This window comes from Hephaestia mangrovi (assembly GCF_019880555.1).
Lineage (GTDB): Bacteria > Pseudomonadota > Alphaproteobacteria > Sphingomonadales > Sphingomonadaceae > Sphingomonas > Sphingomonas mangrovi.
Genome location: NZ_JAINVU010000003.1, coordinates 194,497 through 212,780 on the forward strand (window position 1 = coordinate 194,497; position 18,284 = coordinate 212,780).

Sequence of the window (18,284 nt, forward strand, 5' to 3'; positions counted from 1 at the left end):
CAATAGCCAGAAGCGCGCGCTGCGGATCAGGCGACCGCCTCCTTCTTGTTGCGCCCCACGACCTTCAGCGCCAGCCGCATCATCGCCGGCACGAAACGCGGCCGCATCAGCCGCGCGTCATATTGCGCCAGCCGCCGGTCGTTCTCCGCCAGGCAAATCCGCGCGAGTTCGGGAAAGGTCACCTCGACGCCCAGCTCTTTCGAACCGTTGAGCGTGAAATTGTTGTCCTCCGCCTTCTCGTCATTCTCCATCCCCCTGGCGATGCTGATCCGTTCGAGGATCAGCGCGCACCATACCAGCAGCACCTTCGCCTCGAACAGCGGCCGGCGCCACCATGGCATATTACGCCGCCACCAGGCGACCCAATTGACGAAGAACAGGATATGCCGGCCTTCCTCGTGCATCACCGGTTCGAACGTATCGACCAATTCGGGCGGAAAGAAGCCCGAGTCCTTGGCCAGTTTGAACAGGCCGAAGCCGAAGAAGCTGTCGATGCACTCCGAATAGCCGGTGCGCATGAACGACCATTCGGGGTCGCGCGGGCGCGGATAGGGCGGCTCGGGTTGAAGCTCGATGCCATAGGCCTGCACCATGTCGGAGAGGACGACCTTGTGGCGCCGTTCCTCATAGGCATTCATTGCCACCGCTTCGGCGAGCAGCGGATCATCGACCTGCTCGCCATAGGTGGCGACGTTGATGCTGGCGCGGCCTTCGGTGGCGACAGCGATGTCCCAGATAGGCAGCGAGACGATCTTGCCCCGCGTCTCGTCATCGAGCCGGGGCCAGTCGATCAATGCCGGTTTATAAGGATCGTGCGTGTCGAGCAGCGTGCGGCACATCAAGGCGAGATGTTCGGGCGAGCCGCGCCGGATCGCGCCCGATGACGGCGGCGCTCGGAAATCCTTGGGCGAGATGCTCAGCGGCGGCAGAGCTGGACTGGTAGACACGGGCCACCTTCACACGAAATCCACAAACCGGCCGAGTCGTGCCCCGCTTGCCGCCACGCGCTCGCGCACGGCCGCGGCGGTCAATGCCTCGAACTCGGCGCGGTAGCGATAGCCGGGCGCATGTCCCGCCCAGTCATCGCGAACCGCGGGGTGGAGATAGAGTTCGTTGAGCCCGTCTGAAACCCCTGCCAGCGCTTCCAGCGTGCGCGCTGTGTCCATTCGGCCACTCTCGGCCAGCCCGAATACGCGATCGGGCGCGACCAGCCCGGCACGCGCCGCGCGGGCACGCAGGCGCCGGGCGAAGGCGACCGCCAGCCGCGCCGAACCGCCGGGCGGGCCCGGCTCGATCGGCGTGCGGATCGCGCGCGCGCCGTGACGGCGAGCGGCGTCGATCACCAGCCGGCCGATCACCGGATGGACGTGAAAATGTTTGTGCGCGTTGACGTGATCGAACGGCAAGCCGGTCGCGGCGAAAGCGGCGAACTGCGCCTCGATCTCGGCGGCAAGCTGGCGGCGAACGGCCGGGCTGATCGCGAACTTTACGCCCGCGAGCGCCATGTTGGTGCGGAAATGGCCGGCGTCGTCGACCAGATCGGGCACCTCGTCGGGCGGCAGCGCGGGGCGCCCCTCGACCAGCACCAGATGCAGGCCGACGCCGAGCCGCGGCAACCGCCGCGCCCGCGCGACCGCATCGTCGGCGGCCTTGCCGGTCACCATCAGGCTGGCGGCGGTCAGCACGCCGTCGCGATGCGCGATCTCGATTGCTTCGTTGACCGCCTCGTCCGCGCCGAAATCGTCGGCGGTGACGACGAGATCGATCAAGCCGCTTCCTTCCGCCGGCGCAGGAAATCGAAGAACTCGACGCCTTCGCGCAGGCGGCGCTTCATCATGCTCCAGTCGGTCAGCATCTCGCCCATGATCGCGCCGATCTTGCGCGGGCGGAAGTAGAAGCGCTTGTAGAATTCCTCGACCTTGTCGAAGATCACCGCCGAAGACAGGTGCGGATAGGAAAGCTGCGCAATCTGGTTGCCGCCGTCGGTCAACAGATGGTCGCCGCCGTCGAACCAGCCGTTCTCGACCGCCTGATTGTAGAGGAAGGTGCCGGGATAAGGTGCCGCAAGGCTGACCTGGATCGTATAGGGATTGAGCTCGATCGCGTATCGGATCGTCTCCTCGATCGTCTCCAGCGTCTCGCCGGGGAGGCCGAGGATGAAGGTGCCGTGGATCGTCAGCCCCAGCGCATGGGCATCCTTGGTGAATTGCCGCGCGACATCAGTGCGCAGGCCCTTCTTGATGTTGTGCAGGATTTTCTGGTTGCCGCTTTCATAGCCGACCAGCAGCACGCGGCAGCCGCCTTCCTTCATCGCCTTCAGCACCGGCTGCGGCACGTTCGCCTTGGCGTTGCAGCCCCAGGTGACATCGAAGCCCTTCTTGCCGAACCCCAGCTTGGCCAGTTCCCCCGACAGCTCGACGACGAAATCATGCGCGTCGGCCAGCGTATCGTCGTCGAAGAAAATCTCCTTCACCTCGGGCATCTCGCGCAGGATGTATTTCACCTCCTCGATCACCTTGGGCACGCTGCGGTGGCGATAGCGGTGACCGCTGATCGTCTGCGGCCAGAGGCAGAAGGTGCAGCGGCTCTTGCAGCCGCGCCCGGTGTAGAACGAGATATAGGGGTGGCGCTGATAGCCGCCGTAATATTTCGAGGTGTCAAGGTCGCGCTTGTAGATCGGCGAGACCATCGGCAGCACGTCCATGTCCTCGATCTGCGCGCGATCCTTGTTGCGGATGAACTCGCCGCCGGGTGCGCGCCAGGTGATGCCGTCGACCTCCGCCAGCGGCATGCCGTTGGCGATATCGACGATGGTGAAATCATATTCCTCGCGCGCGACGAAATCGATGTGCTCGCTCGCCGCCAGGCTCTTGTCGGGCTCGACCGCGACCTTGGCACCGACGAAGCCGATCAGAATGTTCGGGTTGCGCTCCTTGATCAGCGCGGCGGTGCGGATGTCCTGATTGAAGCTCGGCGTCGAGGTGTGGAGGATGACGAGATCGCGTTCGTCGAATTCATGCGCGATATCGTCCCACGACAGATCATGCGCAGGCGCGTCAATCAGCTTCGAGCCCTCGACCATCGCGGCGGGCTGCGCCAGCCAGGTCGGATACCAGAAGCTCTTCACCTCGCGCTTCATCTGGTAGCGCGCGCCGGCGCCTCCATCATAACCGTCGAACGAGGGAGCCTGGAGGAACAGCGTGCGCAGCATAGACATTTCTCTCACTTGGCCGAGACGCGGCCGCCGGCTTCCATTGTAAGCGCGCGCCCGCGCCATTCAACCGATCGTGCGAACAGGCTTGCAACGAAAACGGCAAAACTGAACAAGTCGCGCAGCGGCAGCAGCAACACCGAACCGCGCGTGCCGGCAATTCGGTCGACCCGCCCGGCGAGCAGCGCCCGCAGCGCCAGCGTCAACGCCACTACCGCCAGCCCCGCCGCCGGATGCACGATCGTGCCGAGCAGCCCGAACGGCAGCGGCAGCGCAATGGCGCTCAGCGCATAGGCCGCCGGCACCACCGCGCGCACCGTCGCTCCCCAGCGCAGCTCGTGCCGCCACAGCGCGCCGAGCGTCGCATCGTCCGACGCATGGGTGACGAGCATGGGCGGAATCGCGACCTCGAGTCCCAGCGCCGCCACCGCCTCGCCGATCGCATAATCGTCGGCGAGCACGTCGGCCAGCGCCTCGAATCCACCGATTGCCCGAAGCGTCTCGCCCGTGAACGCGATCGTCGAGCCCATGCACGGCCGCCCCAGCCCGCGCGCCACCCCGAACACCGCGCCGGGCAGGAATTGATAGCTCAGCCCCATCGCGCCGAATCGCGACCACCAGCCGGCGTCGCCGCGCCCGCGATAAAGGCAGCTCACCGCGCCGACGCCGGGGCGGTCGAGCGCGCCGAGCACCCGCGCGAGGTAATCGGGCGCAACCGCGATGTCGCTGTCGCTCATCACCACGATCGGATGCGCGATATGACGGCTCATGTTGATGAGATTGGCAACCTTGCCTGAAGCGCCATGCAATGTGTCGTCGACCACCAGGTCGATTCGCGCCGCCGGTAAGTGCGATCGCAACGCCTCGACAGCGGCGATCGCCGGATCGTCGGCACGCTGCACCCCGCACAGCAACTGGATCGGCCCCTCATGCGCCTGATCCAGAAAACTGGCGAGATTCTCCGCGAGTCGCGGTTCGGCGCCGTGCAGCGGCTTGAGTAACGTCACTGCCTCGCGCCGCCCCAGCGCAAGCGATGATGTGGCGAAGAACCGCGGCAGCGTCCACGCCGCCGCCAACGTATAGCCGCAGCCCGCCAGCGCCACCGCGAGCACCATCCAGCCGAGGGTCGACAGCACCATGCCGCTGCTCCTATCGAAGCCGTGCCGCGCTGGATAGGCGCATGTGGTTGACCAAAGCCCCGTGTCTCGCTAGAGGCACCGCCTTGACGGGGCGCGGATGCGATTCTGCGGCCCTTTTTCATTGGCGATATATTCGAGGACGGCATGGCGAACACGCCACAGGCGAAGAAGCGTATCCGGCGGAACGACCGCCGCGCGACCATCAATGCGACCCGCGTTTCGCGGCTCCGCACCTTCATCAAGAAGGTCGAGGCGGCGCTTGAGGCCGGCGACAAGCAGGCCGCGACTGCGGCGCTTGCCGCCGTTCAGCCCGAGCTGGCGCGCGGCGTCGCCAAGGGCGTCGTCCACAAGAACACCGCGGCGCGCAAGTTCTCGCGCCTCACCAAGCGGGTCGGCGCGCTCGCCTGATCCTGCTTGAGCGATCGAAAAGGGCTCGTCGGACGCTGTTCGGCGAGCCCTTTTCGTTGTGCGCCGCACCCAACCTGCGCCCCATTCGAAAAGCGAGGATTCGCCGCGATTCGCGATTGCTAGTCATGCCGAGTCCGCAATATTACAGCCTCAAATCAGCGCCTTGTTAAATAGTTGACGGGTTTCTGCGGCAAATGCCGAGTCAACCGGAATTATTTCAGAAATCTGACAGTTGGTGGACTTGATCGACTCACGCGACTGTCCATAATCGACCTTCTCGCCGCGGCGGTGCTCATCACCGCGGCTCACAGCACAGCGACATTTGTCAGCCGGACGGCACTTCCGGCTGCGGGATGATGTTGCCTCGCGAACATCGGACTGGCCGGGGGGCCTGTGCCGGATATGAGGGGAGACCGAACGGGTGACGGCACGCGAGGCATTGGCAGATCGAAGCGGGGATGTCGCGGCCGCCTGGGCGCGCGTGCGACAGCATCTGCGCGAATCGGCCGGCGCGCGGCTGTTCGATCAATGGCTCAAGCCGATGGAGCTGGTCGAAACCGGCGAGGCTGATTCGATTCACCTGGCCCTACCCAGCGCGTTCATGACTAACTGGGTCAAAAGTCATTATGCCGAGCGTCTGCTGCAGGAATTTCGGGCGCTGATCCCGGACGTCCGCGCCGTTTCGATCGAAACGCGCCGCGCCACGCCCGCTCCTGCGGTCCTCAAGGCCGAGGCAGCGCCGGCTGGCAACATCACCACCTTGCGGGCCGCAAAGCCGGCCGAGACGGCGCCGCCGCCGGTGCTCGATTCGCGCTTCACCTTCGATCGCTTCGTCGTCGATGCGTCGAACCGCGTCGCGTTCAATGCCGCGCAGGCGCTCGCCGAGCCGGGCGCGCCACGGTTTAGCCCGCTCTACCTCCACAGCGGCACCGGCCAGGGCAAGACCCATCTGATGCACGCCATCGGCCACGCCTTTCTCGCCGCCAATCCGGGTGCCGCGGTGATCGCGATGTCCGCCGAGCGCTTCATGTTCGAGTTCGTGACGGCGCTGCGCGCGCGCGACACGCTGGCGTTCAAGCAGCGCCTGCGCAATGCCGACCTGCTGCTGATCGATGACCTGCAGTTCATCGCCGGCAAGGATTCGACCCAGGAGGAATTCTTCCACACGGTCAACGAGTTCATGATCGCCGGCAAGCGGCTGGTGATCACCGCCGATCGCTGCCCGCAGGCGCTGGACGGCGTCGAGCCGCGGATCGTCTCGCGGCTGTCGGGCGGGCTCGTCGCCGATATCAAGCCGCCCGAGCCGGGCCTGCGCCGCGCGATTCTCGAGCGTCGCCGCGCCGAGCTCGTCGATACGCCGGTGCCCGACGAGGTGATCGATCTGCTGTCGAGCCGGATCACGACCAACATCCGCGAGCTCGAAGGCGCGTTCAACCGTGTCGTCGCTTATGCCCAGCTCACCGGCGAGGCGATCGACCTCGATTTCACCGCTGCGACGCTCGGCGACGTGCTGCGCGGCAGCCAGCGGCGGATCACGATCGACGAGATCCAGCGCGCTGTCTCGGCGCATTTCGACCTCAAGCCGCTCGACCTCGTCTCCGCCCGGCGCGCCCGCGTGGTCGCCCGGCCGCGGCAGATCGCGATGTATCTCGCCAAGCGGCTGACGACGCGCTCGCTGCCCGAGATCGGCCGCAAGTTCGGCGGTCGCGACCATTCGACGGTGATCCATGCCGTGCGCCGCGTCGAGGAACTGCGCGACGCCGATCGGGAGGTCGACGGCGCAGTCCGGCTGCTGATGCGCGAGCTTGAGGGCTGATACGAAAAAGGCCGGCCCGCAACGCCGGACCGGCCTGTTTTCCTAACCGCGATCGCGTTTTCAGCGCCGGTCGGGCTGCACCGTGATCTTGACCGTCTCGCCACTGTTGCCCGGAAAGCCGGTGAACATGGCTTCGACCAGCTGCGGCACCAATTTGGGCAGCGAATCGGTGTTCGAATGCGCTTGGGCCCGGCCCTGGAACACCTGCTTGCCGTCGGCGGTGCGATCGATGTCGAGATCGAGCTCGCTGGTGTAGACGGTGTAGCTGTGGACGTCGCCATAGCCGTAGCCGGGGCCGAACAGGAACGGATCATGCCAGCCCCAGCCCCAGCCGCGATAGCCCCAGAAGCCCCCGCCCCACGGTCCGCCCCCCCACGGGCCCCACGGATCGGGATCGCTGACGATCTTCTCGCGGCCATGATCGACCATATAGTGCATGTCGACGACGAGATCGGCCGAGGCCGGATCGCTCGCGCGCTGATAGCCCTGCTGGATCATGTGCTGGGCGACGATGTCGGCATAATGCTGGAATTCCAGGCTGCCGTCGAGGTTCGGGTCTTTCGACTGCACCACGAAGGTCTGGCCGGTGGGCGCGCTCAACTGCTGGAAACGCGAGACGCGCGTGTTAAGGCCGGTCGCGCAACCCGACAGCGCGAGCGCGGCGGCAGCGGTAGCGAAGATCAGGGATTTTTTCATGGACACGCGACCTCTTGGCGGAATTCCGGCAAACTGAACAAAGTTATTCTCTGTCTACCACAGCGCCATGAATAGCAGTTGAACGCTGCTGCGCAACGCTTCGTCGTCACGCCCTCAAACCTGCAATCCGATCGCCCGCTGCGCCTCGGCCAGGGTCGGCGCGGCGCGCGCCGCGGCTTGCGCGGCCCCTTGGGCGAGGTGCCGCCCGACCGCCTCGCGGTCGTCCAGCAATTGCGTGAAGCGATCGCGAATCGGCCCGATCACGGAGATCGCGAGATCGGCCAGCGCGGGCTTGAACGCGCCGAACCCCTGCCCGGCGAAATCGGCCAGCACCGCCTCGGCGCTGGTATCGGCAAGCGCTGCATAAATCGTCACCAGGTTGCGCGCTTCCGGCCGCTCGTCGAGTCCGGCCATCTCGCCGGGCAACGGCTCGGGATCGGTGCGCGCCTTGCGGAATTTCTGCGCGATCGCCTCGTCGCTGTCGGTCAGGTGGATGCGGCTCGCTTCCGACGGGTCGGACTTGGACATCTTCGCCGAACCGTCGCGCAAGGACATGATCCGCGGCGCCGCCGCCGAAACCAGCGGCTCGGGCAGCGGAAACAGCTCGACGCCGAAATCCTGATTGAACTTGGTCGCGATGTCGCGCGCCAGTTCGAGATGCTGCTTCTGGTCGTGGCCGACCGGGACGTGCGTCGTCTTGTAGACCAGCACGTCGGCAGCCATCAGCACCGGATACGTGAACAGCCCGACCGATTGCCCGTCGCGATCCTTGCCGGCCTTGTCCTTCCACTGCGTCATGCGATTGAGCCAGCCCATCCGCGCCGTTCCGCCGAGCAGCCAGGCAAGCTCGCTGTGCGCCGGCACCCGCGCCTGGTTGAACAGGATAGACTTGGCCGGATCGATTCCGCAGGCGATCAGCGCGGCCGCCATCTCGATCGTGTTGGCGGCAAGCTCGGCCGGCACCACCGGCTGCGTCAGCGCGTGGAGATCGGCGAGGAAAAACAGGCATTCGCCGCCGCTCGCCGCGACGTCGTCCTGCATCGCCACCCATTGCTTGATGGCGCCCAGATAGTTGCCGAGGTGCAGGTTTCCGGTGGGCTGGATGCCCGAGACGACACGCATGTTCATAGGCATGCGCTGTCGCCGGTCGCGCCCGTCAGGTCAAGCGCCGCCTGAGCAGCACCGCCTTGAGCTCGCTCCAGCGGAAGGCGCCGAACAGGAAGGCGCAGCCGAAATAGCAGGCCGCCGCCGGCACGATCAGCGCCAGCAGCCACATCGCACGGATCACCAGCGAGCCGACAAGATGCGGCAGGATGTACGGCTCGAGGAAGATCAGCAGCGCCCCCATTGCGATCGCGGCGAGCGCCAGCCGGATCGCGCGGCGCTTCAACTGCGCATCGACCGCGAACTGCCCGCGGCGACGCAGCACCAGATAGAGCAAGGCGACGTTGATCCAGGCGCACGACGCCCCCGAGATCGCCAGCCCGACATAGGAAAGGTCGGTCCCGAACACGAAGAACAGGTTGAGCGCCATGTTGCACGCCATCTCGATCAGCGCGATCCGCACCGGGGTCTTGGTGTCGGCACGCGCATAATAGCCCGGCGTGAACACCTTGATCAGAATATAGGCCGGCAGTCCGCAGGCAAATACGCTGAGCACCGATGCCGACGCATGCGTGTCAGCGGCGGTGAAATGGCCCGACTGGAAGGTCGCCTGGATCAGCGCGGTCGAAGCGATCGCCAGCCCCACCGCGGCGGGCAGCGCGAGCAGCAGCGACAGCTCGATCGCGCGGTTCTGCGTATGGATCGCCTCGCGCTCCTGTCCGCCGCCGATCTGGCGTGAGATCACCGGCAGGATCGCGGTGCCGACGCCGATCCCCACCAGCGCCAGCGGCAGCTGGTTCAGCCGATCGGCATAATAAATGTACGACACCGATCCCTGCGGCAGGAACCCGGCGGCAAGCATGGTGATGATCAGGATGTTGAATTGAATCGCCCCCTGCCCGATCGCCGCCGGCCAGATCATCTGCAGCAACTTCTTGACCTGCGGATCGAGCGTCGGCCGCTTGAGCTTGAGCCGCACCCCCGCGGCGCGCGCGGCGAGGATCAGCCAGAGCAACTGCGCGACGCCCGACACCGTTACCGCAATCGCCTGGTTACGCGCCGTCTCGATCGTCGAATCGGAGCGGAAGAACACCAACGCCGCGATCATGCAGATGTTGAGCATGATCGGCGCCGCCGCATTGACCCAGAAGCGGTTGAGCGAGTTCATGATCCCGCCCATCAGCGAAACGAGGCTGATCAGCGCGAGATAGGGAAAGGTGATCTGCGTCAGGTGCGTGGCGAATTCGAATTTCGCCGCGCCGCCGCTTTCCTTGAAGCCGAACGTGATCAGCCACACGATCGGCTTGGGGAACACCATGATCAGCGTGGTGAACAGCGCGAGAAACGGCAGCAGGATCGACAGCACGTCCTCGGCGAAGCGCAGGCCGATCGGCAAACCCTTTTCGCCCTCGCGTTCGCCGCCGGCGACGACGCGGTTGAACATCGGCACGAACGCCGCCGAGAACGCGCCCTCGGCGAACAGCGCGCGAAACAGGTTGGGCAATCGCCAGGCGACATTGAACACGTCGTTCGCGAAGCCCGCGCCGACATAGCGCGCCATCAGCATGTCGCGCACGAAGCCGAGGACGCGGCTGACCAGCGTCAGGCTACCGATCGTCGCGGTATTCTTGACGAGGCTCATCGTCCCCGGCCCCCGTCCGCACGGGCGTCAGGCGTTGCCGATGCCTTCAATGCTGGTCGGCTCGCCGGCCTGGGCACGCTGCGCCGCCTGCTGGACATAGAGGCCGTTGAAATCGATCGGCTCGAGCAGCAGCGGCGGGAAGCCGCCGTCGCGGATCGCATCGGCGACGATGCGGCGTGCGAACGGGAACATGATGCGCGGCGCCTCGCCGAGCAGGAACGGCTGCACCGCATCGGCCGGCACGTTGCGCAGGCCGAACAGGCCGCCGTAGGAAAAGTCGACGACGAACGCGACGGTGCCTTCGACTTCGGCCTTGACCTCGATCTTGAGCACCACTTCGTGGACTTCCTCGTTGACCTGTGCCGCGCCGATGTTGAACTGCACGTCGATCTGCGGCGCCGCGGTCTTCTGATAGATCGCCGGCGCATTCGGATTCTCGAACGACAGATCCTTGATATATTGCGAGATCATGCCCGCGGCGGGCGCCGTATCGGCGCCATTGGGCTGCGCATTGTCGGCCGTCGTCGCGTTGTCCTGGTCGTCCATCGTCGAAAAGTCCTCGTATCTGGCGGATATCGGCGGCCGCTGCCGCGTTGAACCAAGGTCGGGCGCCTAGCAGGCGGCGGTCATGAGTTCAACGCTGCCCGATCGATTTGAACCGCGCCGCGCAAAGGCCTATGTAGAGTGTTCCGGCTCAATGGAGGCGACGTGCTTTTTTACATCATTCTTCTTGCGATGGTCGCCGCGTTCCTGGCGCTTCGCCTCTACTCGGTGCTCGGCAAGCGCACCGGACACGAACAGCCGCTCAAGCCGGTCGAGGAGCGCGTGGCGGTGGCGCCGGCACCGCGCACGATCGACGCGACGCCCGAATCGCGTGAAGTCGTCAATCGCAACATCGCGCCGGGTGCCGAGAAGGGGCTGCGCGCGATCGTCGCTGCCGATCCGTCGTTCGACATGACGCAATTCCTCGAAGGCGCGCAATCGGCCTATCGCATGACGCTCGAGGCGTTCTGGAAGGGCGACGAGGAAGCGCTGTCGCATCTCGCGGAGGAGCCCGTGCAACATGCGTTCGCCGAGGCGATCGCAGCGCGCAAGACGGCGGGCCATGTGCTCGACAACCGCCTCGTTTCGATCGAAAGCGCGCGGATCGAGGATGCCAGTGTCGAAGGGCGCGTCGGCCGCATCACCGTCCGCCTCGATGCCGATATCGCCGCGGTGACGCGCGATGGCGACGGCAATGTCGTCGCCGGCTCGCTGAGCGATGCCGTCCAGACCCACGATCTGTGGACCTTCGCCCGCACGCTCAAGAGCGACGATCCGAACTGGAAGCTCGCCGAAACCGACGAGGCGTGATTGTCGAGCTTGCGCTCCATCGTCGTTGCGAGGAGCGCGGCGAAGACGCTATCCACGACACGCGGCTCGGGAGCGCCTTGCGCCGCATACGATGACGCGCACGTTTTCACGATACGGATGAAAGGCTGCTGACGGGACATGCGGATCTGGGGGGCTGCCGCACTGATCCTGTTCCTGGCGTCGTGTTCGGGGGCGATCGTGCCGCCGCCGATCGAGCGCGGAGCGCCGTCACGCGCGCCCGCATCCGGTGGTTTGCCCCCCGCCCGCCAGCCGACGCCGGCCACGCCGATTGTGCCGATGCCGTCGGGCGGCGGCGCGGGCGGCGGCGCCGGCAGCGCGGCGCTCGCCGGGCTGGTTGCCGGCCCCGCCATCGCCAGCCTGCCGGTAAGCGACGCGCAGGCAGCGCGCGCGCTCGATGCCTTCCGCACCTCCTGCCCCTCGCTGGTTCGCCGCGCCGATGCCTCGGGGCTGACGACCGGCGCCGATTGGCAGCCCGCGTGTGACGCGGCGAACGCCGTGTCCGATCGCGATGCGCGCGCCTTCTTCTCGCGCTGGTTCGAAGCCGACCAGGTTGGGGACGGGCGCGCTTATGCCACCGGTTATTTCATTCCCGAGGTGCGCGCCTCGCGGCAGCGGCATCGCGGCTATGAGGTGCCGATCTACGGCCGCCCGGCGGACCTCGTCGATGTCGATCTTGGGCAATTCGTCGACTCGCTCAAGGGCAAGAAAATCCGCGGCCGCGTCAGCGGCGACACGCTCGTCCCTTATTACGACCGCAGCGAAATCGAGGCGGGCGCGATCGCCAACAGCGCGCCAGTGATCGCCTGGGGCGCCGATCCGGCGGCGGTGTTCTTCCTCCAGGTCCAGGGGTCGGGCGAGCTCAGGCTGCGCGACGGCTCGATGATGCGCGTCGGCTATGCCGATCAGAACGGCCGCGATTATACCGGCATCGGCAAGCTGATGCTCGATCGCGGGCTGATCGGCCATGGCGAAGCCTCGATGCAGGGCATTGTCGCCTGGCTGCGCGCGCACCCCGATCAGGGACGCGAGATCATGCAGGAGAACCAGAGCTTCGTGTTCTTCCGTCCGCTCGATGGCCCTGCGGTCGGCGCGTTGGGATTGCCGGTAGCGGGCGGCGCCTCGATCGCGGTCGATCCCAAATTCGTGCCGATGGGGGCGCCGGTCTTCCTGTCGATGGATCGCACCGACGCCACCGGCATCTGGATCGCGCAGGATACCGGCGGCGCGATCAAGGGCGCCAACCGCTTCGATACCTTCTGGGGAGCCGGCGACAATGCCGCTGCGATCGCCGGCGGCATGTCGGCGCATGGCACCGCCTTCGTGCTGCTGCCCAAAGGCACGCTCGCGCGGCTTTCCGCCGGGGGCTGAGGTGGCGAACAGGCCGCTCGGCCCCGACGAAGCGGCGCTGTGGGCGCGCGTGTTGGCGACCGTCCGGCCGCTGCCCGGCCGCGTCGCGCCGCCGCTGGCGAAGTCGGTCACGCCGCCCCCGAAAGCGCCGCCCAGGCCGATTCCGCTCGATCGTCCGCACGAACGTCCGGGGTCTCCGCCGCGATCGCACCACGCAGCGACGCTCGATTCCAGCTGGGACCGCCGGCTGTCGCGCGGGATCGCCCAGCCCGATTGCACCGTCGATCTCCACGGCCATTCGCTGGCCACGGCTCATGCCCGGCTCGATGCCGCGCTCGACCAAGCGATTGCCGAGGGCAACCGCGTGATGCTGCTCATCACCGGCAAGCCGCCGCGTCCCGACAGCGAACGGCCGCACGCCCGCGGCGCGATCCGCGAGGCGGTCGGCGACTGGCTCGCCGCCTCGCGCCACGCCTCGTCGATTGCCGCCGTGCGCGGTGCTCACCCCCGCCACGGCGGCCAGGGCGCACTCTACATCATCCTGAAAAGGCGACGGCATTCGCCCGCTTGAAGTTTTTTAACTCCTTCCCGGCACAATCGCGCGCGAGAGCGAATGCGCATCCTGCCTAATCTGCCCCGGGGGGACGACGAGACGACGCGATGGAAGAAGTGACTCTGAAGAGCCGCGCCGTCGTGTTCGCCCTGTGCGTCGGCGTGGTGGCGTTCATCCTGGCCCTGCTGGCAACGTCGCATGGCGTGATCGATCGCGCGACGATCACGATCGCGCTGATTCCGGCGATCGTGTGCGGCGCGATGAGCTGGGCGTCGGCCGAACGCGCGCTGTCGAGCACCGCAGCGGCGATCGATCTTGCCATCGCACGCCTCGCCGATGCGGCCGAAGGCGATCTCGACAGCCCGATTCCGCCCGAAATCGCCGACCGGGTTCCGCAATTGGCGTCCGCGATGACCAGCCTGTTCCGCCAGTTCGACAGCGATATCGAGGGCATCCGCCGCACCGCGCGTGTCGACCTCGTCACCGGCCTGCCCAATCGCGGACATTTCCGCGAGGCCGCCGAGGCCGCGCTCGCCGCGCCCGATATGCCCGGTGCCGCGCTGTTTTTTATCGATCTCGATCGCTTCAAGGCGGTCAACGATACGCTTGGCCACGCGCGGGGCGACATGCTGCTCGCCGCCGTCGCCGGGCGGCTGCGCGTCGTCGCCGAGGAAGCGGTTGCGGCGAGCGCTGCGACGCCGCTGATCGGGCGGCTCGCGGGCGACGAATTCACCCTGCTGTTGCCCGGCATCCGCGAGACCATGGCGGCCGCGCGGGTCGGCCGGTCGATCCAGCGCGCACTCGCCGAACCGTTTGCCATCGACGGCACAGCGGTCGAAGTCGGCGGCTCGGTCGGCATCGCGCTGGCACCGCAGCATGGCGCTACGCTGGGCGAATTGATGCGCGCCGCCGATCTCGCGATGTACCAGGCCAAGGCCGAGGGCCGCGGCCGCGTCGCGCATTTCACCGATACGATCGCCGCCGCCGTGGCCGAACGCGCGCGGCTCGACGAGGAGCTGCGCCGGGCACTGGCTCGCGACGAATTCACTCTGGTCTTTCAGCCGCAGATCGGCGCACGCGACGGCGCCGTCGTCGCGGTCGAGGCGCTGCTGCGCTGGCAGCATCCCGAGGATGGCCCGCGCCTGCCGGCGACCTTCATCCGCCGCGCCGAGGAGAGCGGGATGATCGTCGAGATCGGCGACTGGGTGATCGCGCGCGTCGCCGAGACGCTGGCGCGCTGGGGCGCCGACGGGACCGGCCAGCGGCTTGCGGTCAACATCAGCCAGCGCGAGCTCGATCACGCGCTGTTCTTCCGCCGGCTCCATCATGGGATGCGCGCCGCCCACGCACCGGCCGCGCTGCTGGAACTGGAGATCAGCGAATCGCTGGCGATGCGGTGCAGCCGCGAGGTGCTCGACGCGCTCGCCCTGTTGCGCGGCGACGGCGCGACGATTTCGATCGATAATTTCGGGACCGGCTATTCGAATCTGGCGCGGCTGCGCGAACTGCCGATCGACCGCATCAAGCTCGACCGCAGCGTGATCGAGCATATCGCGACCCGCGCCGAAGCGCGCACCATCGCGCATGCGGTGATCAGCCTGGTCCACGGCCTCGGCTGCGAAGCGGTGGCCGAGGGGATCGAAAGCGACGCGCAGGCCAACGTGCTGCGCGTGATCGGCTGCGACGTGCTGCAGGGCTATGCCGTGGCGCCGCCAATGGACGAGCCGACGCTGATCACCTGGGCGCGGGGCCAACGGCAAAGGCTAGCCGTCTAGCGCCCGCGCCACGATGTCGGCGTAGATTTCGGCAAGCGCATGAAGATCGGCGACGGCGACCGCCTCGTCGAGCTTGTGCATCGTCGCATTGACCAGCCCGAATTCGACGACCGGGCAGAGTTTCGACAAGAAGCGCGCATCCGACGTGCCGCCGCTGGTCGAAAGCGCTGGCCGCTGCCCGGTCTTGCGCTCGATCGCATCGGCGATGAGGCTGGAGAGCGTGCCCGGCTCGGTGAGGAACGCCTCGCCCGAGATCAGCGCCTCGACCGTCGCGGCGGGGCAATGCGCATGGGCGATCGCTTCGATCCGGCGGGCGAGATCGGCGCCGCGATGGAGATCGTTGAAGCGGATGCTGAGCCGCGCCTCGGCGCGGCCGGGGATCACGTTATGCGCCGGATTGCCGACGGCGATATCGGTCACTTCGATGTTCGACGGCTGAAACCAGTCGGTACCCTGATCGAGCTCGATCGCCTCGATCGCGGCAAGGATCGCGACCAGCCGGGGAATCGGATTGTCGGCGAGGTGCGGATAAGCGACGTGCCCCTGCCGGCCCGGCACGGTGATCCAGATGTTGACCGAGCCGCGCCGCCCGATCTTGATCATGTCGCCGAGGCGATCGACCGAGGTCGGTTCGCCGACCAGGCACACATCCGGCTTGATATGCCGCTGCTCCATCCGATCGATCAGCGCGCGCGTGCCGTGAATCGCCGGCCCTTCCTCGTCGCCGGTGATGATCAGGCTGACAGTGCCGGCATCGACGGGGACGCGCGCCGCCGCTGCGACGAAGGCGGCGACCGCGCCCTTCATGTCGACCGCGCCGCGGCCATAGACGAGCCCGCCGCGCTCCTCGCCGTCGAACGGCCCCGCCGTCCAGCCGTCACCCGGCGGCACCACGTCGAGATGCCCGGCAAAAGCGAAATGGCGGCCACCAGCCCCGCGCGTCGCCAGCAGATTCTCGACCGGCCCGTGCGGTGCTTCCCCGGCAACGAAGCGATCGACCGAAAAGCCGAGCGGCCGCAGCATCGCCTCCAGCGCGTCGAATACCGGCGGCTGGGCGGGCGTGACGCTCGGGCAGGCGATCAGCGCCTTGGTGAGCGCGACGGGATCGGGCATGGTAGCAGCGGACATGGGAGGTGACATTGCCCAAGCTCGATCTCGACACAATCCCGCAAACCAACCGCACCGGCTATCCGTCGCCATTCGACGAGCCCGTCCAGGGCCGCTGGTATCGCCGCCTCGCCCCGGCGAGCGGGCTGACCGCGTTCGGCGTGAGTCACGTCGTGCTGCGCCCCGGCGCCTGGTCTGCGCAACGCCATTGGCATGAGGGCGAGGACGAATTCCTGGTGATGATCTCCGGCGAGGCGGTGCTGGTCGACGATGACGGCGATCATGTGCTCGGCCCCGGCGACTGTGCCGCCTTTCCGATGGGCGATCGCAACGGCCACCATCTCCAGAACCGCTCCGACAAGGATTGCGTGTTCGTCGTGGTCGGCGCCGGCGACAATCTCGGCGGCGATTATCCCGACATCGACATGCGCTTCACCGCCGACGATCGCTATGTCCATAACGACGGCAGCGATTACGACACGCAGCGGGCTCGCTAGAGCCGGATTGATCCAAGCCGAATCGGTTCGGCTCCGGCGCTTTCAGCGCGGAAGGTTCCGAAAGTTCCGGGAAAGCGACATCAGGCCGGCTCCTATGTATCTTGCGCGCAACAAGGACGATCGACGCTGAGAAAGAGCAGCAACGGAGAACATTAACAGAACATCTGCGTGTAGGAAAGTTCTTTCCAACCTGTGCTTCAGGCCGCCGGCTGCTCGAATTGCTCGATCACCCATTCCTCTTCCTGCGCGGCGGCGATCCAGTCCTGCATGAAGGGGTGTTGAAGCACGGCCTCGACATAGGAGCCGGCGAAGCGCGCGATCGGCAGCGACCAGGTGACGATCCGCGTGCACACGGGCGCATACATGATGTCCGCCGCCGAAAAGTCGCCGAACAGGAAATCACCGTCGCCGCCGTACCGTGCGCGGGCCTGGGCCCACAATTCCATGATCCGCTCCATATCGGCGAGGACGTCGTCGTCAGGGCGCTTGGGCGGAAATATCTGGCGGATGTTCATCGAATGCTTGCGGCGTAGCGCGGCGAAGCTCGCGTGCATCTCGGCAGCCATCGATCGCGCCATCGCGCGGGCGCCGTCATCGGCCGGCCAGAAGCGATCGCGGCCGACCTTGTCGACGAGATATTCAACGATCGCCAGGCTATCCCACACGACGATCTCGCCATCCCACAGGATCGGCACCTTGCCCGATGACGGCGCGAACTCGTCCCCCTCGCGGCGCTGTTCCCACGCCGAATCGTAGAGCGGGACGACGACTTCCTCGAACGCGAGGCCCGATTGCTTGCACGCCAGCCAGCCGCGCAGCGACCAGGATGAATAGGCCTTGTTGCCGATGATGAGCTTCATGGCGCCTGGCCTAGACGCCGCTGCGAACCCCGGCAAGCGTCAGCGCGCGACGGGAACGAGCACCTCGTTGTGGCGCAGCGGCGGCGGCACGAAGGGCGAGTTGTAATAAGCATGCTCGGCCGGGCCATCGGGCGAGAAGCCATGCTGCGCGAGCCAGACGCGCAAGCGGCGCTCGTGATCGGCGAGCGATTCGTCTCCGGCGCTGCCGGCAAACCGGATCGCGGCCATACGCCGGGCAGGCAACTTGGCGGTGTGGACGCCTGCGTCGGGCGTCGGCAGGTCATCGGCGGCACGGCCGGCCGGCATGATGAAGCGCGTGCGCCACTGGCCGCGCTCGGTGCGATCGGACAGGACCGGCGCGGTCATCGCGATCTTCTCGTCAGGGCACGCCGAGCCGCCGGGGCCGCGCCGCTTGGCGAAGATATAATCGGCCAGCCGTTCGAAGCCGTCGTTGAGCGCCGAGAGCCGGTCGCCGGGCGCCACCGTTTCGGCAACGAGCAGATCGGGATAATCGCGCACCTCGATATCGCCATCCGCCTCGACGATCGTGTAATCGGGCTTTTCGGTCTTGCGTTCGCGATAGGTGACGACTGCCGCGCCCCCTGCTGCCAGCGCGGCGACGCCGCCTGCAATCGCCGCGATCCGTCCGAGCTTCGCCATCATTCTCTCCCGTCTTGCAGGAAGAATATCGCGTCGGATCGCCATGGTTCAAGCGATGTTGGCCATGCTCCTCCAAAAGGAGGAACCGCGCCCCG

Annotated in this window: 19 protein-coding genes; 7 read left to right on the top strand and 12 right to left on the bottom strand. The window is 66.8% G+C overall.

From position 1 onward, the window contains the following. Nucleotides 1-26: 26 nt before the first annotated feature. From K7G81_RS08280 to hpnI, 4 genes are read right to left on the bottom strand one after another with little or no spacing between them, the layout of a single operon-like run. Nucleotides 27-947 (bottom strand): ferritin-like domain-containing protein, encoded by a 921-nt coding sequence (locus tag K7G81_RS08280; RefSeq protein WP_439649537.1) that lies wholly within the window; start codon nucleotides 945-947, stop codon nucleotides 27-29. A 9-nt stretch (nucleotides 948-956) separates the two neighbouring features. Continuing rightward, nucleotides 957-1,769 carry a hopanoid biosynthesis-associated protein HpnK gene (gene hpnK / locus K7G81_RS08285; RefSeq protein WP_223030304.1) on the bottom strand — a complete coding sequence of 271 codons (813 nt, stop codon included), beginning with the start codon at nucleotides 1,767-1,769 and terminating at the stop codon, nucleotides 957-959. After that, nucleotides 1,766-3,211: a hopanoid biosynthesis associated radical SAM protein HpnJ gene (gene hpnJ / locus K7G81_RS08290; RefSeq protein WP_223030305.1), complete on the bottom strand. Its 1,446-nt coding sequence runs from the start codon at nucleotides 3,209-3,211 to the stop codon at nucleotides 1,766-1,768. The genes hpnK and hpnJ overlap by 4 nt, the downstream gene beginning before the upstream one ends. Nucleotides 3,212-3,222: 11 nt before the next feature. Then, nucleotides 3,223-4,350, bottom strand: coding sequence for a bacteriohopanetetrol glucosamine biosynthesis glycosyltransferase HpnI (gene hpnI, locus K7G81_RS08295; protein ID WP_223030306.1), 1,128 nt, complete (start codon nucleotides 4,348-4,350; stop codon nucleotides 3,223-3,225). Nucleotides 4,351-4,494: 144 nt separating this feature from the next. Here hpnI and rpsT point away from each other — a divergent pair, with 144 nt between their 5' ends. After that, nucleotides 4,495-4,758 (top strand): 30S ribosomal protein S20, encoded by a 264-nt coding sequence (gene rpsT, locus K7G81_RS08300; RefSeq protein WP_223030307.1) that lies wholly within the window; start codon nucleotides 4,495-4,497, stop codon nucleotides 4,756-4,758. 150 nt (nucleotides 4,759-4,908) lie between these two features. Here rpsT and K7G81_RS08305 read toward each other — a convergent pair whose 3' ends face one another. Then, nucleotides 4,909-5,067, bottom strand: a complete 159-nt coding sequence (locus tag K7G81_RS08305; RefSeq protein WP_223030308.1) for a hypothetical protein — start codon at nucleotides 5,065-5,067, stop codon at nucleotides 4,909-4,911. Nucleotides 5,068-5,197: 130 nt separating this feature from the next. Between K7G81_RS08305 and dnaA the strand changes: the two genes are divergently transcribed. Next, nucleotides 5,198-6,574: a chromosomal replication initiator protein DnaA gene (gene dnaA / locus K7G81_RS08310; protein WP_255586796.1), complete on the top strand. Its 1,377-nt coding sequence runs from the start codon at nucleotides 5,198-5,200 to the stop codon at nucleotides 6,572-6,574. 60 nt (nucleotides 6,575-6,634) lie between these two features. On the opposite strand, the gene K7G81_RS08315 is transcribed toward dnaA, so the two are convergent. From K7G81_RS08315 to secB, 4 genes are all read right to left on the bottom strand, one after another. Next, the gene (locus tag K7G81_RS08315; RefSeq protein WP_223030309.1) at nucleotides 6,635-7,270 is read right to left on the bottom strand and encodes a DUF4136 domain-containing protein; all 636 of its coding nucleotides are present in this window, start codon (nucleotides 7,268-7,270) and stop codon (nucleotides 6,635-6,637) included. Between the two features lie 114 nt (nucleotides 7,271-7,384). Beyond that, complete coding sequence (gene trpS, locus K7G81_RS08320; protein WP_223030689.1) at nucleotides 7,385-8,392, bottom strand: tryptophan--tRNA ligase; 1,008 nt, start codon at nucleotides 8,390-8,392, stop codon at nucleotides 7,385-7,387. A 34-nt stretch (nucleotides 8,393-8,426) separates the two neighbouring features. Continuing rightward, entirely contained in the window at nucleotides 8,427-10,016 is a 1,590-nt protein-coding gene (murJ, locus tag K7G81_RS08325; protein ID WP_223030310.1) for a murein biosynthesis integral membrane protein MurJ, read from the bottom strand. A 27-nt stretch (nucleotides 10,017-10,043) separates the two neighbouring features. Then, a complete protein-coding gene (gene secB, locus K7G81_RS08330; RefSeq protein ID WP_223030311.1) occupies nucleotides 10,044-10,562 on the bottom strand; it encodes a protein-export chaperone SecB in 519 nt (172 codons plus the stop codon). Nucleotides 10,563-10,724: 162 nt separating this feature from the next. Here secB and K7G81_RS08335 point away from each other — a divergent pair, with 162 nt between their 5' ends. The 4 genes from K7G81_RS08335 to K7G81_RS08350 all read left to right on the top strand — a co-directional run bounded on the left by K7G81_RS08335 (nucleotide 10,725) and on the right by K7G81_RS08350 (nucleotide 15,065). Beyond that, entirely contained in the window at nucleotides 10,725-11,369 is a 645-nt protein-coding gene (locus K7G81_RS08335; protein ID WP_223030312.1) for a Tim44/TimA family putative adaptor protein, read from the top strand. Nucleotides 11,370-11,507: 138 nt separating this feature from the next. Further along, entirely contained in the window at nucleotides 11,508-12,758 is a 1,251-nt protein-coding gene (gene mltA, locus K7G81_RS08340) for a murein transglycosylase A (RefSeq protein ID WP_223030313.1), read from the top strand. Nucleotide 12,759: 1 nt separating this feature from the next. Beyond that, complete coding sequence (locus tag K7G81_RS08345; protein ID WP_369412065.1) at nucleotides 12,760-13,308, top strand: Smr/MutS family protein; 549 nt, start codon at nucleotides 12,760-12,762, stop codon at nucleotides 13,306-13,308. 89 nt (nucleotides 13,309-13,397) lie between these two features. Next, nucleotides 13,398-15,065, top strand: a complete 1,668-nt coding sequence (locus K7G81_RS08350) for a putative bifunctional diguanylate cyclase/phosphodiesterase (protein WP_223030315.1) — start codon at nucleotides 13,398-13,400, stop codon at nucleotides 15,063-15,065. Here the strand turns inward: K7G81_RS08350 and dapE are convergent. Further along, complete coding sequence (dapE, locus tag K7G81_RS08355; protein ID WP_255586799.1) at nucleotides 15,054-16,193, bottom strand: succinyl-diaminopimelate desuccinylase; 1,140 nt, start codon at nucleotides 16,191-16,193, stop codon at nucleotides 15,054-15,056. The genes K7G81_RS08350 and dapE overlap by 12 nt on opposite strands. Nucleotides 16,194-16,204: 11 nt before the next feature. On the opposite strand from dapE, the gene K7G81_RS08360 reads away from it, so the two are divergent. Continuing rightward, nucleotides 16,205-16,669 carry a cupin domain-containing protein gene (locus tag K7G81_RS08360; RefSeq protein WP_223030316.1) on the top strand — a complete coding sequence of 155 codons (465 nt, stop codon included), beginning with the start codon at nucleotides 16,205-16,207 and terminating at the stop codon, nucleotides 16,667-16,669. Nucleotides 16,670-16,866: 197 nt separating this feature from the next. Here K7G81_RS08360 and K7G81_RS08365 read toward each other — a convergent pair whose 3' ends face one another. Next, on the bottom strand, nucleotides 16,867-17,529 hold the full coding sequence (locus tag K7G81_RS08365; protein ID WP_223030317.1) for a glutathione S-transferase family protein: 663 nt from the start codon (nucleotides 17,527-17,529) through the stop codon (nucleotides 16,867-16,869). Nucleotides 17,530-17,568: 39 nt separating this feature from the next. Continuing rightward, the gene (locus K7G81_RS08370) at nucleotides 17,569-18,192 is read right to left on the bottom strand and encodes an SOUL family heme-binding protein (protein ID WP_223030318.1); all 624 of its coding nucleotides are present in this window, start codon (nucleotides 18,190-18,192) and stop codon (nucleotides 17,569-17,571) included. Nucleotides 18,193-18,284 lie beyond the last annotated feature (92 nt).